Here is a 15,634-nt window from a genome sequence, read left to right as displayed (position 1 = left end):
TATTTCTCCAGTCAGATAATCCAGATAGTTTTTCTCCATAAAATATGGTATAGTAGAATCATACTATCTATGAGGAGTTTACATGTCACAGGATAAGCAAATGAAAGCTGTTTCTCCCCTTCTACAGCAAGTCATCAATATCTCATCTATCGTCGGGGGAGTCGGTACCTTGATTTTCTGTATTTGGGCCTATCAGGCAGGAGTGTTACAGTCAAAGGAAACCCTATCAGCCTTTATCCAGCAAGCTGGAGTCTGGGGGCCACCACTCTTTATCTTTTTACAGATTCTACAAACCGTTGTACCGATCATTCCGGGAGCTTTGACCTCAGTGGCTGGGGTCTTTATTTACGGCCACATCATCGGGACTATCTATAACTATATCGGCATCGTGATTGGCTGTGCCATTATCTTTTACCTTGTGCGCCTCTACGGAGCTGCCTTTGTTCAGTCGGTCGTTAGCAAGCGCACCTATGACAAGTATATCGGTTGGCTAGATAAGGGCAATCGTTTCGAGCGGTTCTTTATCTTTATGATGATCTGGCCAGTTAGCCCGGCTGACTTTCTCTGTATGCTGGCTGCCCTCACCAAGATGACCTTCAAGCGCTATATGATTATCATCGTTTTGACCAAGCCCTTTACCCTAGTGGTTTATACTTATGGTTTGACTTATATTATTGATTTCTTCTGGCAGATGTTTTGAGGATAGAATATAGCCTGATACTAAATATACTTTGGTATGGAAATCATGCCTATTTGTCAATAGTGAAGCGAGGATTTACCTAGCCTTTCCGCCGTGATAAAAACACCTGAAATCTAATGGTTTCAGGTGTTCGGAAACTTTGAGACAGTAGGCTCAAAGTTTAGGTATGGAATTTCGAAGAAAGTCGCTACCGTCCGTAATCACTTAAGGAAAGGCTCAAAAAAATTGTCTTCAAAGAAAATATCCGTTTGGTTTCCCAAGCGGATGTTTTCTTTGTTTTATTTTGCGACACTCTTAGCAAGGACAAAGTTCCCAAGTGTGGCAGAACCATTTCCAGCAACTGCTGGCGTCACGATATAGTCACGCACGTCTGGTACTGGTAGGTAGCCATTGAGGAGAGCCGTGAATTTCTCACGTACACGGTCCAGCATGTGTTGTTGGGCCATGACTCCACCACCAAAGACGATGACGTCTGGGCGGAAAGTTACTGTAGCATTAACCGCAGCCTGAGCGATATAGTAGGCTTGAACGTCCCAGACAGAACTGTTGAGTTCAATGTTTTCACCACGAACACCTGTACGGGCTTCAAGACTTGGACCAGCTGCAAAGCCTTCCAAACAGCCCTTGTGGAAAGGACAGACACCGTTAAATTCTTTTTCTACATCCATTGGGTGTTTAGCCACATAGTAGTGCCCCATCTCAGGATGACCTACACCACCGATAAACTCACCACGTTGGATAACACCTGCACCGATCCCTGTACCGATCGTGTAGTAGACCAAGTTTTCGATACGGCCACCAGCATTGTTACGAGCAACCACTTCACCATAGGCAGAGCTGTTTACGTCTGTTGTGAAATACATGGGTACGTTGAGGGCGCGACGGAGGGCACCAAGTAGGTCTACATTTGCCCAGTGAGGTTTTGGAGTCGTTGTGATAAAGCCATAGGTTTTTGAGTTTTTATCGATATCGATAGGACCGAAGGAACCGATGGCAAGACCTGCAAGATTATCGAATTTTGAAAAGAACTCGATGGTTTTATCGATAGTCTCGATAGGAGTTGTTGTAGGAAACTGTGTTTTTTCTACAACATTAAAATTTTCATCTCCGACAGCACAGACAAACTTTGTACCGCCTGCTTCTAAGCTTCCATATAATTTTGTCATGATAAACCTCTTGTTTTTATTTTCTTTATTATAGCACATTTTGAAAGTCTAGATTTCTCTATATTTTAGATTTTCCTCTGTAAATCTTACCATTCAAGCAAAAACGAACAAACATGTCATTTGTTCGTTTTGTTTTTAGATTTGATTTTTGAAGAGGATTAGGCTTTAACTTCGATGATTGCGTCACCCTTAGCAACTGATCCAGAAGCAACTGGATTTACTGAAGCAAAGTCTGCAGTGTTTGTTACGATAACCATAGTTGTGTTATCAAGACCTGCAGCAGCAATCTTAGCTGAGTCAAATGTTCCAAGAACATCTCCAGCTTTAACCTTGTCACCTTGGGCAACTTTATGGTTGAAGCCTTCACCGTTCATTGAAACAGTGTCGATACCAACGTGAATTAAGATTTCAGCACCGTTAGCTGTTCTCAATCCATAAGCATGGCCAGTTGGGAAGACGATTGTTACTTCAGCATCAGCTGGTGCATAAACAACATCTTGGCTAGGTTTCACGGCGATACCTTGTCCCATAGCTCCACTTGAGAATACTGGGTCATTCACATTTGAAAGAGCAACAACGTCACCAACGATTGGTGTTTGGATAACACCTTCGCTAGGTGAAACCACAGTACCAGTTACTGCTTCTTCTGTTAAACGGTCAGTTTCAGCTTCAGAAATTGCTCCTGAAACTTCTTCTACTTCATCTTCGTAACCAAACATGTAAGTAAGAGCAAAACCAAGTACAAATGATACAGCTACCATAAGAAGGTATTGTAGAAGTTGTCCGTTACCAATGTAAAGCATTGTACCAGGGATGACTGTGATACCATTACCAGTACCAGCAAGTCCAAGGATAGATGCCAATCCACCACCGATTGCACCAGCAATCAATGAAAGGAAGAATGGTTTACGGAAACGCAAGTTAACCCCGAAGATAGCAGGCTCAGTAATACCTAGGAAGGCAGAAAGAGCAGCTGGGAAAGCAAGTGTTTTAAGTTTAGGATTTTTAGTTTTCACACCAACGGCTACTGTCGCAGCCCCTTGAGCTGTCATCGCTGCAGTGATGATGGCGTTGAATGGGTTAGCATGGTCAGCAGCAAGCAATTGAACTTCAAGCAAGTTGAAGATGTGATGAACACCTGATACGACGATTAATTGGTGAACTCCACCAATCAAGAAACCACCAAGTCCGAATGGCAAGTTAAGAATAGCTTTTGTTCCAATGAGGATGTAACTTTCAACAACGTGGAAGACTGGTCCGATAACAAACAATCCAAGGATTGACATTACAAGGAGTGTTACGAACGGTGTTACCAAGAGGTCAAGTACATCTGGAACAACTTTACGAACAGCTTTTTCAAATTTAGCTCCGACAACCCCGATGATGAAGGCTGGAAGAACTGAACCTTGCAAACCTACAACTGGGATAAATCCGAAGAACTGCATTGCAGTTACTTCACCACCAGAAGCAACAGCCCAGGCATTTGGAAGTGAGTCAGATACGAGCATCATACCAAGGACGATACCAACGGCTGGGTTACCACCGAATACGCGGAAGGTTGACCATACAACCAAACCTGGCAAGATGATGAAGGCTGTATCTGTGAGGATTTGGCTGTAAATGGTAACATCTTCTGGAAGTGTGATTCCAAGAGCGTTCAAGAGACCACGAAGACCCATGAAGAGACCTGTCGCTACGATAACTGGAATGATTGGTACAAAGACGTCACCGAAAGTACGGATAGCACGTTGGAACCAGTTTCCTTGTTTAGCAGCTTCTGCTTTCATGTCTTCTTTAGAAGATGTTGGCAAACCGAGTGCAACCACTTCGTCGTACATCTTGTTTACTGTACCAGTACCAAAGATGATTTGGTATTGGCCTGAGTTAAAGAAAGCTCCTTGAACTTTATCCAAGTTCTCAATCACTTCCTTATTGATTTTCCCTTCATCTTTGACCATGACACGTAGACGAGTCGCACAGTGGGCTACACTGTTGACATTTTCACGTCCACCAAGGGCTTCGATGACTTTTTTTGCAATATCCTGATTGTTCATTTGCAAAAATCTCCTTATAAAATTTTGTTCTTGTTTGAAAGCGATTTTATTCGCCCTACGACTATTATTTTATCATGTTTCTAAAATATGTCAAGCGTTTTGCAGGATTTTTTATTCCCTTTCTTTTTTCTCTAATTATTTTTGCTCGTTTTTGAGGGAAATTCTCTTTTTACTCAAAAAAATATCTTTATACTTGAGAAATTAAGGCTTTTATTTACATTTTCTTTCATTTTTTCGTGAATATTTGCCAGATTCCCTTTACTTGTTTTATAGCAATCGTTTGACATATTTTTCTTTTTTTTAACATAAAAGACTTGCTTTTTTTGCCGAAAACGTTTACTATTAATAATAGAATAGAACTCTTAGGGAGGAAAGATAAAATGGAATGGACAACCGAGCGCCGTTATAGACGCTATGAAGATTGGTCTAATGATGAAATCAAGCAAATCAAGGAAAAGATGACACAATCTCCTTGGCATACTCGTTACCATGTTGAGCCTAAAATGGGGCTTCTCAATGATCCAAATGGCTTTTCTTATTTTGATGGCAAATGGATCCTCTTTTACCAAAACTTCCCCTTTGGTGCAGCCCATGGGTTGAAATCTTGGGTGCAGCTTGAAAGTGATGATTTGGTGCACTTTTCAGAAACTGGAGTCAAAGTATTGCCAGATACTCCATTGGATAGCCACGGTGCCTACTCTGGCTCTGCCATGCGGTTCGGCGATAACTTGTTCCTATTTTATACAGGAAATGTCCGTGATGAAAACTGGATCCGTCACCCTTACCAGATTGGTGCTTTGATGGATAAGGATGGCAAGATTACAAAGATTGACAAAATATTGATTGACCAGCCAGCAGACTCCACTGATCACTTCCGCGACCCACAAATTTTTAACTTTAAAGGGCAATATTATGCTATCATTGGTGGACAGGACTTGGAGAAAAAAGGCTTCGTCCGTCTCTACAAGGCTGTAGACAATGATTACACAAACTGGCAAGCAGTTGGTGACCTTGACTTTGCTAACGACCGCACTGCCTACATGATGGAATGTCCAAATCTGGTCTTTGTAGGGGAGCAACCTGTCCTTCTCTACTGTCCACAAGGATTGGATAAGGCTGTTCTAGACTATGACAATATCTATCCAAACATGTACAAAATCGGGGCTTCCTTTGATCCTGAAAATGCCAAAATGGTAGATGTGTCTCCATTGCAAAATCTAGACTATGGTTTTGAAGCCTATGCAACTCAAGCCTTTAACGCTCCGGATGGACGTGCACTAGCAGTAAGTTGGCTTGGACTACCAGATGTTTCTTACCCATCTGACCGTTTTGACCACCAAGGAACCTTCTCTTTGGTCAAGGAACTCACTATCAAAGACGGCAAACTCTACCAATATCCAGTCGCAGCCGTCAAAGAACTTCGTTCTTCTGAAGAGGTCTTCTCAAATCGTACTCAAACCAATAACACCTACGAACTCGAGCTCAACTTGAAAGCCAATAGCCAGAGCGAGATTGTCTTACTTGCTGATAAAGAAGGCAAGGGACTTTCCATCAACTTTGACCTTGTAAAAGGTCAAGTGACAGTGGATCGTAGCCAAGCTGGAGAACAGTATGCCCAAGAATTTGGGACGACTCGTTCTTGCCCTATCGATAATCAGGCTACTACTGCTACAATTTTCATCGACAATTCTGTCTTTGAAATTTTCATCAATAAAGGAGAAAAAGTATTTTCTGGTCGCGTCTTTCCGCATGCCGATCAAAACGGTATCCTGATCAAGTCTGGAAAGCCAACCGGAACCTACTATGAATTAGATTATGGTCGCAAAACTAACTGATGTCGCCAAACTTGCAGGCGTCAGCCCCACTACCGTCTCACGGGTTATCAATAAAAAAGGCTATCTGTCTGAAAAAACCATTCTCAAGGTCAATGAAGCCATGAGAGAATTGGGCTATAAGCCCAACAATTTAGCTCGTAGTCTGCAAGGAAAATCTGCCAAGTTGATTGGACTCATTTTCCCAAACATCAGTCATGTCTTTTATGCGGAGTTGATTGACAAGTTGGAACACCAACTCTTCAAGAATGGCTACAAGACCATCATCTGTAACAGCGAACATGACTCTGAAAAAGAACGGGAGTACATTGAAATGCTGGAGGCCAACCAGGTCGATGGTATCATTTCTGGAAGTCACAACTTGGGAATCCAAGACTACAATCGCGTGACAGCACCGATCATTTCCTTTGACCGAAACTTGTCTCCAGACATCCCTGTCGTCTCCTCTGATAACTACGGTGGCGGGGTCCTCGCAGCCCAAACCTTGGTCAAGACAGGCGCTCGGTCTATCATCATGATTACAGGAAATGACAATTCCAACTCACCGACTGGACTGCGCCATGCTGGATTTGCCTCTGTACTCCCAAAAGCGCCTATTATCAATGTTTCGAGTGACTTTTCTCCCGTCCGAAAAGAAATGGAAATCAAGAATATCTTGACCCATCAGAAACCAGATGCGATTTTTGCTTCGGATGATTTGACAGCTATTCTAGTGATCAAAATCGCTCAAGAGCTGGGAATTTCTGTTCCTGATGAGCTCAAGGTCATCGGCTATGATGGAACTTACTTTATCGAGAACTACTATCCTCACCTGACAACGATTAAGCAACCTATGAAAGAGATTGCCCAACTCACTGTCGATCTCCTCTTGCAGAAGATTGAAGGCAAGGAAGTAGCGACAACTGGTTACTTCTTACCCGTCACCCTATTACCAGGAAAAAGTATTTAATACTCTTCGAAAATCTCTTTAAACCATGTCAGCTTCCATCTGCAACCTCAAAACAGTGTTTTGAGCAGCCTGCGGCTAGTTTCCTAGTTTGCTTTTGGATTTTCATTGAGTATAAACACAAGAAAACTCAGACGAATTCGTCTGAGTTTTTTATGATCGTAAACTTTTCAGATAGCGCTGAGCTGTCTCTAGGTTAAAGGTTTTATCTGCGATGAGTCGCTCAACGAGGGGAGCAACCTCGGACTCACTAGCACCTGCTAGGAGAGCTAGGGATTTGGCCTGTAATTTCATGTGGCCTTGCTGGATGCCCGTACTGACCAAGGCTTTGAGGGCCGCAAAGTTTTGGGCAAGACCGATAGACACGATAATCTGAGCTAATTCCTTGGCAGAAGGATTTCCTAGTAGTTCATGACTGAGAGCTACACGTGGGTTGAGACCGATAGAGCCACCCTTGGTCGCTACCGGCACGGGTAAGGTCATCTCACCGACCAATTCTTCTCTTTCCATGTCCAGCGTCCATTGACTGAGACCTTGATAGCGTCCATCTCGACTGGCAAAGGCATGAGCCCCAGCTTCGATAGCACGCCAGTCATTACCCGTGGCTATTAAAATGGCATCGATACCATTAAAAATCCCTTTATTGTGAGTAGCTGCTCGGTAAGGATCTGCCTGCGCAAACTGGCTAGCCAAAGCTATTTTCTCTGCTATTTCTCTGGCTTCATCCTTTTGTCGGCTCAAGTAGCGAAAGGCGATACGACAGCTTGATGTCACCAGAGAATCGGTCGCGTAATTGGACAGGATTCCCATGAGACTCTGCCCCTGACTGAGTTCTTCTAAGACCGGCTTCAAGGCTTCTAGCATGGTATTGAGCATATTGGCTCCCATGGCTTCCTGGGTATCGACATAGAGATAGACAACGAGAAAGTCTGTTTCACCTTTGATCTGCTCTACATGCAAATCACGCGCGCCGCCACCACGTTTGACGATAGAAGGATAGGCTTGATTGGCAAGTTCCAAGAGCTCCGCTTTCTTGCTGGCAATCTTCTCTTGCGCTTGTTCAGGATCAGCAACTTGATAAAGGGCTACCTGACCGATCATCTGGCGCTCATGTACTTGAGCAGTAAAGCCGCCTGCTCGCTTGATGATTTTGCTGGCATAGCTAGCCGCAGCAACCACAGACGGTTCTTCTGTCACATAGGGAACTGTGTAGTCCTGATCGTTCACCAAAATCTCTGGAATGATGGAATAAGGCAGAGAAAAAGTTCCTACCACATTCTCACTCAGCTGATCTGCAACTGCCAAGCTGATTTGTTCATCCTGCTCAAGACTCGTTTGCTTTTCAGGACTAAGGAGCGCCTGAGCTTTCAGCAACTCCAGGCGCTCATGGTATGTTTTTTTAGAAAATCCATTCCAACTTAACTTCATTATTTTTCAACCTTGCTATAACGGCGTTGGTGGTCGACAATTTCAACCAAGGCATAGTCTTGATATTCATAGCCTGCAAATTGGGCTGAACCAGATTCATCCAACTGCACCTCTTCGAAGAAGACTTTTTCATAGTCTGCAACGGATAGGGCTGTACGTTGCTTGAGTTTGCTCAAGCGCTCCTTATCAAGGTAAGCCTCATAGCCTTCGACCAATTCACCACTAAAGAACTCTGAAACCGCTCCACTTCCATAACTGTAGAGGGCAATTTTATCTCCAGCCTTCAAAGTCTCTGCATTTTCCAAAAGGGAGAGAAGTCCGAGGAAGAGGGAACCCGTGTAGATATTTCCAATCATCTGACTGTAAAGGATGGACTTATCAAAGTTCTCTTGCAAACTATTCTGTTTTTCTTTAGACAAAGTTTTGTCCATCATCTTGCGCAAGCCTTTTAGGGCCAACTTAGGATAAGGCAAGTGGAAGCAGATAGCCGCAAAGTCATCCATAGTCCAATCATAGCGTTTCTTGTATTCATCCCAAGTCGTTGTCAGGCAATCAAGATACTGTTGGGTCGAGTACATGCCGTTTACATAAGGAGTGCTTGAGTAGTTCGGACGCCAGAAATCCATGATGTCTCGCGTTTGAGCAACGTTATCATTGTTAAAGGCCATGATGCGCGGATTTTGAGTGATTAGCATCGCCACACTTCCAGCACCCTGGGTTGGCTCACCTGGAGTTCCCACACCATACTTGGCAATATCACTGGCAATGACCAAAACCTTAGACTCTGGAGAATTTTCCACATGCAATTTAGCATAATGAAGGGCAGCTGTCGCTCCATAGCATGCTTCTTTAATTTCAAAGCTACGAGCGAAAGGCTGAATACCTAACAAGCCATGAACAAAGACTGCCGCTGCCTTACTCTGGTCAATCCCTGACTCGGTTGCCACGATGACCATATCGATTTCTTCTTTTTCTTTATCTGTGAGGATAGAGTTGCTGGCACTAGCAGCCAAGGTAACAATGTCCTCAGTCAGTGGTGCAATACTAATTTCATTTAACAAGAGTCCCTTGCTAAATTTTTCGGGGTCAACTCCCCTCGCTTCTGCTAAGTCTTGTAATTTCAAGACATATTGACTGGTCGCAAAACCAATCTTATCAATACCGATTGTCATATTTACCTCTGTTTTTTCATTCATTGTAAAAAATCGTTTCATTCTATTTTATCACAAATAGGGACAAAAGAGAGAAAAAAGACTTGATTCAACAAATCAAGTCTTTGCTTTGACTGCATTAGGAAGAGATTCCTCGTTGTTTGCGGATGTAGTAATAAAGCTTTAGAATTACTGTTCCACTTGCCATTCCAATAGAAATAACGAGGGCTAACATAACCACCAAAGTCGCGCTGGCAATAGCATGGCTGTAATCTCCTGTCACAAAGAAAGCTGTCGTTCGATAGGATAAATAACCCGGCACCAAGGGGGCAAGAATGGCCAAGACAAAGACCACCGCTGGTGTCTTATAGACAATACTTAAAATCTGACTGATGCAAGAGCCAATTACTGCTGCGATAAAGGTCGCAAGAATAACATTGGTTGGTTCTTTGAGCACGAGATAGAGGAGCCAAACGCCCATTCCCAAAACACCACCAGGTAGGAGCATGGAGCGTTGAACATTCAGTACGATTAGAAAGGTGATAATGGCGAGTAAACTCGCCACTGCTTGCAGCAAAATACTTGTTAGAGTCATCTTATGTCATCAAAACCAGGGCGACAGAGGTGCCAGCCCCTAAAGCGAGGGTAATGAGCAAAGATTCAAACATCTTGCTCATACCAGAGTTGATATGGTTGGTCATGATATCCCGTACCGCATTTGTCAGAGCAATCCCTGGAACAAAGGGCATAACCGCTCCTGCTATAATCAGGTCTGCCGTCGAAGGAAATCCTGTATAGCGGGCCCAGAACTGGGCGATCAATCCGAAAACAAAGGCACCCGCAAAGGCCGTTACAAAAGGAATGCGGACAAACCTCTCTACGTAGAGAGAGAAGGCAAATCCAAATAAAGTCGCAATAGCCGCACCAAAAGCGTCATAAACATTGCCCCCAAACATAATCGAGAAGAAAGGGGCACTGAGGGTCGCTGCTACGGTCACTTGGAACTTGGTATAAGGAAGGGCTTGATTGCCGATTTCTTTCAGCTTTTTAAAGGCTGTCGAAAGATCAATCTGCCCTCCAACAAGCTCCCGTGATACTTGGTTGACATCACAGACTTTTTCAATGTTATAAGAGGATGAGGTTACCCGTTTCATCCGAGAAATATTGGTGTTTTCGATAGAAAAGAAAATAGCAGCGGGCATGGCAAGAACATTGCAATCCATTATTCCCTGCGAATGGGCAATACGGATCATAGTATCCTCAACCCGATGAATCTCTGAGCCACTTTTCAGGAGAATGGTTCCTGCTAGCATAATCACATCAATGACGGCATTCAACTCTCTCGATTCGTCCATTTTCTCCTCCTTTTTTCTACTCCCTATATTTTATCACAAAATCTTGTGAAAAAAAATCTTTGTCATGAAATCATGACAAAGATTCGTTTAATCTCGAGAACTTTCGTGGTTTCTTTCACCGTTTGGTTGATTCGTTGGAGGATTGTTGCCTTGTTGGTTACCTTGTTGATTTCCTTGCTGGTTCCCCTGGGTTGGACTTGTAGGAGAACCCTGGTTCCCACGTTGGGCAGGATTAGAGGATGAAGTTGATGGTGGTGTTTTTGGTTTGTAGATGGAAAGTTTGATACGCGTACTTGCAAGATCAACCAGTTCTCCTGCTCTTGGCGTTTGACTTACAACAGTTCCTTCTGCCGTTCCTTCAGGAGCATTCGATACTTCTACAACCTCAATATTTGCTTCCTTCACACCGACAATCTGAGTCAAGTTATTCTTTGTAAACTCGAGACTTGAACCGATGTAGTTCGGCATGCTGACACTAGTCACCTTCTTAGCCACTGTTAAGGTAATCGTAGTGGCTTTTGAGAGATCATAGGTCGAACCCGAAGCAGGGGTCTGTCTGAGGACGGTGCCAGGTTCGCTTTCGCTGGATTCTTCCTCTTCCATCTTGATTAGATTTTCAGGAACCTTCTTCTCCTTGAGTTCAGCTACGACATCCGTATACTTGCGTCCGACATAATTGCTCAATTGGAAGGATTGCTTACCAGAAGAAACAATCAAATTGACCTTGGTTCCTTCTTTTCGGCCACTACCAGCTTCTGGATCCGTTCGAATAACACGTCCTTCTGCTACTGTATCGCTGGCTTCTGACTTTTCTTCACCGGCTTCAAACTTGGATTTTTTAAGAGCTTCCTTAGCCTCTGCAACGGTTTGTCCAGCTACGTTAGGAATAGCAATCGTTGCTGGTGTTCTTGACAAAATCCAGACCAAAGAGGCTGCAACCAATAGAAGACTAGCCAAAAGAATCATATAGCGAGCCTTAAACTTCCGTTTCTTGGCTGGCTTTGGCGCTGGAGCCGGCTCTGCCACTGGTTGAGTTGGTTTCTTTGGCTGAGGGCGTTCTTCTTGCACCGGAGCTTTAGGAATCGATGTCAGTGTACTTTGTGGGACTTTAGGTAAAGTCTTAGTGTCTGCCTTACTCGCATCGTCAAAGACCAGCTTCGGTTCATTGCGACGATTATAAGACAAGCTAGTTGACAAGTCCACATACATTTCCGAAACAGACTGATAACGATCTGACAGCTTCTTAGCAGTTGCCTTGATGACAACATTTTCTAAAGCCTGAGGAACAGATGGATTTTCAGCTATGACGGACGGAAGTGGTTTCTGGAAATGCTGGAGGGCAATCGTAACCGCGCTATCCCCATCATAAGGGATATGTCCCGTCAGCATTTCATAGAAGATAATCCCCATTGCATAGATATCACTCTGGAAGGTCGCTTTAGAACCACGCGCTTGCTCAGGTGACAAATAATGAACAGAGCCTAACATTGAGTTTGTCTGGGTCAGACTGGTCTCTGCAAAGGCTACGGCAATCCCAAAGTCCGTGACCTTAGCTGTGCCGTCAGGTGTCAAGAGGATATTTTGAGGTTTCAAATCCCGGTGAACGATTCCTCGAGTATGGGCTAAGCGCATGGCCAAGAGGATTTGCCCCATAATCCGAACTGCTTCTTCATTTGAAAGAGGATAGTGTTCTTTGATATAACGCTTGAGGTCAAGGCCTGCTACGTATTCCATAGCCAGGTACTGTTGACCGTCTTCCTCACCAATATCTGTTATCCGAACGATATGAGGATGGTCCAGATCCGCCATGGCTCTCGCTTCGCGCTGAAAACGTGCCACAGCAATCGGGTCCGTCTGGTAGTTGGTCCTCAGGACCTTCACTGCCACTTCTTCCCCGTCTAGGATCAAATCCTTGGCCAAGTAAACATCTGCCATGCCTCCTCGACCAATCTGCTTGACAATCCGATACCGCCCGGCAAAAATCTTGCCGATTTGGATCATTCTGCTGCCTCCTCGTTCATGTAAACAAGGGCAACCGTAATGTTGTCTAAACCTCCTGCATTGTTAGCGAAGCGAATGAGGGTTGCCGCCTTGTCTGCTAGGGAAATATCACTGGTTACGATATCATAAATCTCGCTTGCCGAAATCATATTGGTTAGGCCGTCACTGTTGAGCAGGAGATAATCCCCTGACTCAAGTGTAATCATTCCAAAATCTGGTTGAATCTCATCTTTTTGTCCGATGGACTGAGTGATGATATTTTTTTGGGGATGGGCTTCAGCTTCTTCTGGAGTCAACTGGCCAGCCTTGAGCAATTCATTGACCAAGGAATGGTCACTGGTCAACTGGTGGTACTCTTCTCCACGAATCAAACCGATACGAGAATCTCCAATATGAGCATAGATAGCTTGGTTGTCAATAATAGCCATAGCTTCTAGCGTAGTTCCCATACCTTTGTAGTCTTCGTCCTGACCTAGTTGATGAATTTTTTGATTTTCAATCTCTAGGTAGTGGGCAAACCACTCACGAACTTCATTAACTGAGTCAATTTGGGTATCCACCCAAGCCACACCGAGGTCTGTTACCGCCATCTCACTAGCGATATTTCCTGCACGGTGTCCTCCCATCCCGTCAGCCAAGATGATCATAGTGCGTCCTGCTCGGTTGACAAAGTGATTGACATAGTCTTGGTTATTTGTTCGTTTCTGACCAACATCTGTTAATAATGCTATTTCCATTGTGTCAGTTCCTTCCTAATCTGATATCTTACGAAATTTGCTAATGAAGAATCCATCACTTCCATACAATTCTGGAGTAATCAGGATACAGCCATCTTTCAGGATATCTTTACATTCGTGTTCTAGTTTAACCTGCTCGAACTCGGGATGACTTTCTAAAAACGCCTCAACGACTTGAAAGTTCTCCTCAGAGACAATAGTACAGGTACTATACGTTATTATACCACCTTTTCGTAGTGTTTGACAAACACTACCTAATATTTCCAGCTGAATTTCCTGCAATGACGTGAAATCTGCCGTTTCCTTATTGTATTTGATATCTGGTTTGCGGCGCAAGAGGCCGATACCAGAACAAGGGGCATCTACTAAAATCTTATCAAAGGAGTCTTTTTCAAAAAACTCATGCACTTTTCTGGCATCCAATTTTTGCGTTTGCACTCGATCTGCCACACCTAAACGCTCCGCATTTTCTTGGATCAAGTCCAACTTGTGATCATAAAGATCCAAAGCCGTAACCTTACCAGATGTGAGGTAAGAAGCAATATGGGCTGTTTTCCCACCCGGAGCGGCACAGGCATCTAGGACCTGTTCATCACCTTGTAGATCAAGAGTCGGAGCAACCAATTGACTGGACTCGTCTTGGATGGTTATAGCCCCTTCTGCGAACAAATCATGACCTGCAAAGTGGCCTTGCTCCTTGACCAGACCTGTGGCCGCCAAAGGGGAATCAGTCGTCTCTAACACAGCTTTGATTTCCTCTTTTCGGCTCAAGTCAGTCACCCGAATGCTGGCTTTGTTACGCACCAAAAGGCTTTCAAAAATGGCTTGGGCTCGCTCTTCCCCGTACTCTTCCTTGAGCTTAGATACTAGCCAAACTGGGAGAGAATAGGCAATGGAATCACGCTTGTTTTTGCGTTTGATGCTGTCAATATCTGGCCAGCCTTCTCGTAAGATACGACGCAGGACGGCGTTGACCAATTTCTCACTGCCTTTTTTACGTAATTTAGCCAATTCCACTGCTTCATTAACCACAGCGTGATTAGGAATCTTATCCAGATACCGAAGTTGGTAAGCACTCAGAAGGAGCAGGATATAGAGCCAGTTATCAAGCTTATCCCGGTCTTCGATAAAGTGGGATAGGTACCATTCCAGAGTCAGTTTTCGGGCTACCGTACCGTAGACAATCTCTGTCACCAACCCCTTATCTGCTACTGAGAGTTGACTTCCCTTGAGGTGTTTGTTTAAGGCAATATTGGAGTATGCTTGGTTGACAAAAACATCCTCTAGTACTGCTAGAGCTAGACTCCTAGCCGTTTCTACTTTAGTCACCAAATCGTTCTCCTACAGTCAATGTCCGTCCAACTCCATTGAGGAAGGAAGCGATGTCCATCTTAGGCTTCCCAGCTGGCTGAACTTGCTTGAGAGATAAAGCTCCTTCAGCCGTTGCAACGATCAATTCCTTCTTGCCAATTGAGAGGATCTCACCTGGATTTCCCTGACCTTCTACTGGCAGGGCTTCATAAATCTTAAAGCGGTCTCCCTTGAGAAAAGTGTGGGCAACAGGCCATGGATTCATCCCTCTGATTTGGTTAAAGAGTTGACGGTTAGTCTTATTCCAGTCCAACTTTTCTTCTTCTGGCTTGATATTTGGCGAGAAAGTGACTTGACTAGGATCTTGTGGTTCAGGTTGGATTTCTCCTGCTAGGTAGCCAGGTAGCGTATCCAAAAGCAAATCACGACCAACGATTGCCAATTTTTCAAACAAGGTACCGACATTGTCCTCATCTGTGATGGGAATACTGCGGCGAGAAATCATATCTCCTGCATCCATTTCCTTAACCATCTCCATAATGGTCACACCAGCTTCCTCATCCCCTTTAATCAAGGCATAATGAATGGGTGCGCCACCACGGTGTTTGGGAAGAAGTGAGGCGTGAACATTTACCGCAAAGTCCATGCTATCAAGGAGTTTACTTGGGAGAAATTGTCCAAAAGCAGCGGTCACAATCCCATCCGCTCCTAACTTCATAATCGCTTCCAACTCTGGGCTTCCAGATAATTTTTCTGGTTGGTAGATAGGAAGATCCGCTTCTTTTGCAGCCTGCTTGACTGGGGTTTCTTGAATCACTTTTTTACGGCCGACAGCACGGTCTGGCTGGGTCACAACTGCTAGAATCTCGTAACAATCATCTGATAACAACCCCTTCAAAACTGTCGCTGAAAAATCAGGGGTCCCCATAAAGATTAGTTTTGTCATTTCTTCT

The 15,634-nt window shown here is 44.2% G+C and carries 13 protein-coding genes; 3 read left to right on the top strand and 10 right to left on the bottom strand.

The genetic code is table 11. The features are described from left to right. Positions 1-82: 82 nt before the first annotated feature. Entirely contained in the window at positions 83-700 is a 618-nt protein-coding gene (locus tag O3622_RS05685; protein WP_000076177.1) for a TVP38/TMEM64 family protein, read from the top strand. Positions 701-978: 278 nt separating this feature from the next. Here the strand turns inward: O3622_RS05685 and scrK are convergent, their stop codons facing one another. Then, positions 979-1,866, bottom strand: coding sequence for a fructokinase ScrK (gene scrK, locus O3622_RS05680; RefSeq protein ID WP_000164289.1), 888 nt, complete (start codon positions 1,864-1,866; stop codon positions 979-981). A gap of 158 nt (positions 1,867-2,024) precedes the next feature. Further along, positions 2,025-3,920, bottom strand: a complete 1,896-nt coding sequence (locus tag O3622_RS05675; protein WP_070696577.1) for a sucrose-specific PTS transporter subunit IIBC — start codon at positions 3,918-3,920, stop codon at positions 2,025-2,027. A 380-nt stretch (positions 3,921-4,300) separates the two neighbouring features. Between O3622_RS05675 and O3622_RS05670 the strand changes: the two genes are divergently transcribed. Further along, positions 4,301-5,755, top strand: a complete 1,455-nt coding sequence (locus O3622_RS05670; RefSeq protein ID WP_070696581.1) for a sucrose-6-phosphate hydrolase — start codon at positions 4,301-4,303, stop codon at positions 5,753-5,755. Then, a complete protein-coding gene (locus O3622_RS05665) occupies positions 5,736-6,701 on the top strand; it encodes a LacI family DNA-binding transcriptional regulator (protein WP_371607175.1) in 966 nt (321 codons plus the stop codon). Before O3622_RS05670 ends, O3622_RS05665 begins: the two co-directional genes overlap by 20 nt. A 150-nt stretch (positions 6,702-6,851) precedes the next feature. Here O3622_RS05665 and O3622_RS05660 read toward each other — a convergent pair whose 3' ends face one another. The 8 genes from O3622_RS05660 to fmt form a co-directional block, all read right to left on the bottom strand. Continuing rightward, on the bottom strand, positions 6,852-8,126 hold the full coding sequence (locus O3622_RS05660; protein ID WP_371607174.1) for a hydroxymethylglutaryl-CoA reductase, degradative: 1,275 nt from the start codon (positions 8,124-8,126) through the stop codon (positions 6,852-6,854). Continuing rightward, positions 8,126-9,298 (bottom strand): hydroxymethylglutaryl-CoA synthase, encoded by a 1,173-nt coding sequence (locus O3622_RS05655; RefSeq protein WP_049489581.1) that lies wholly within the window; start codon positions 9,296-9,298, stop codon positions 8,126-8,128. Before O3622_RS05655 ends, O3622_RS05660 begins: the two co-directional genes overlap by 1 nt. 118 nt (positions 9,299-9,416) lie before the next feature. Continuing rightward, positions 9,417-9,872: a threonine/serine exporter family protein gene (locus O3622_RS05650; protein WP_000176908.1), complete on the bottom strand. Its 456-nt coding sequence runs from the start codon at positions 9,870-9,872 to the stop codon at positions 9,417-9,419. 1 nt (position 9,873) lies between these two features. Next, positions 9,874-10,632 carry a threonine/serine exporter family protein gene (locus O3622_RS05645; RefSeq protein WP_000344543.1) on the bottom strand — a complete coding sequence of 253 codons (759 nt, stop codon included), beginning with the start codon at positions 10,630-10,632 and terminating at the stop codon, positions 9,874-9,876. An 87-nt stretch (positions 10,633-10,719) separates the two neighbouring features. After that, a complete protein-coding gene (gene pknB / locus O3622_RS05640) occupies positions 10,720-12,633 on the bottom strand; it encodes a Stk1 family PASTA domain-containing Ser/Thr kinase (protein WP_000614526.1) in 1,914 nt (637 codons plus the stop codon). After that, entirely contained in the window at positions 12,630-13,370 is a 741-nt protein-coding gene (locus O3622_RS05635; RefSeq protein WP_371607172.1) for a Stp1/IreP family PP2C-type Ser/Thr phosphatase, read from the bottom strand. Before O3622_RS05635 ends, pknB begins: the two co-directional genes overlap by 4 nt. A gap of 15 nt (positions 13,371-13,385) precedes the next feature. Then, positions 13,386-14,699 carry a 16S rRNA (cytosine(967)-C(5))-methyltransferase RsmB gene (gene rsmB / locus O3622_RS05630; RefSeq protein ID WP_371607171.1) on the bottom strand — a complete coding sequence of 438 codons (1,314 nt, stop codon included), beginning with the start codon at positions 14,697-14,699 and terminating at the stop codon, positions 13,386-13,388. Then, a complete protein-coding gene (gene fmt / locus O3622_RS05625; RefSeq protein WP_371607170.1) occupies positions 14,692-15,627 on the bottom strand; it encodes a methionyl-tRNA formyltransferase in 936 nt (311 codons plus the stop codon). The genes rsmB and fmt overlap by 8 nt, the downstream gene beginning before the upstream one ends. Between the last annotated feature and the right edge of the window lie 7 nt (positions 15,628-15,634).

Source organism: Streptococcus sp. 27098_8_51 (assembly GCF_041432205.1).
In the GTDB taxonomy this organism is placed as follows: Bacteria; Bacillota; Bacilli; order Lactobacillales; family Streptococcaceae; genus Streptococcus.
This window is presented reverse-complemented; position numbering and strand designations above follow the sequence as displayed.

Excerpts from the sequence above, each read along its gene's own strand:
- O3622_RS05685 (WP_000076177.1), top strand. The coding sequence starts at position 83 with ATGTCACAGGATAAGCAAATGAAAGCTGTTTCTCCCCTTCTACAGCAA.
- scrK (WP_000164289.1), bottom strand. The coding sequence starts at position 1,866 with ATGACAAAATTATATGGAAGCTTAGAAGCAGGCGGTACAAAGTTTGTC.
- O3622_RS05675 (WP_070696577.1), bottom strand. The coding sequence starts at position 3,920 with ATGAACAATCAGGATATTGCAAAAAAAGTCATCGAAGCCCTTGGTGGA.
- O3622_RS05670 (WP_070696581.1), top strand. The coding sequence starts at position 4,301 with ATGGAATGGACAACCGAGCGCCGTTATAGACGCTATGAAGATTGGTCT.
- O3622_RS05665 (WP_371607175.1), top strand. The coding sequence starts at position 5,736 with ATGGTCGCAAAACTAACTGATGTCGCCAAACTTGCAGGCGTCAGCCCC.
- O3622_RS05660 (WP_371607174.1), bottom strand. The coding sequence starts at position 8,126 with ATGAAGTTAAGTTGGAATGGATTTTCTAAAAAAACATACCATGAGCGC.
- O3622_RS05655 (WP_049489581.1), bottom strand. The coding sequence starts at position 9,298 with ATGACAATCGGTATTGATAAGATTGGTTTTGCGACCAGTCAATATGTC.
- O3622_RS05650 (WP_000176908.1), bottom strand. The coding sequence starts at position 9,872 with ATGACTCTAACAAGTATTTTGCTGCAAGCAGTGGCGAGTTTACTCGCC.
- O3622_RS05645 (WP_000344543.1), bottom strand. The coding sequence starts at position 10,632 with ATGGACGAATCGAGAGAGTTGAATGCCGTCATTGATGTGATTATGCTA.
- pknB (WP_000614526.1), bottom strand. The coding sequence starts at position 12,633 with ATGATCCAAATCGGCAAGATTTTTGCCGGGCGGTATCGGATTGTCAAG.
- O3622_RS05635 (WP_371607172.1), bottom strand. The coding sequence starts at position 13,370 with ATGGAAATAGCATTATTAACAGATGTTGGTCAGAAACGAACAAATAAC.
- fmt (WP_371607170.1), bottom strand. The coding sequence starts at position 15,627 with ATGACAAAACTAATCTTTATGGGGACCCCTGATTTTTCAGCGACAGTT.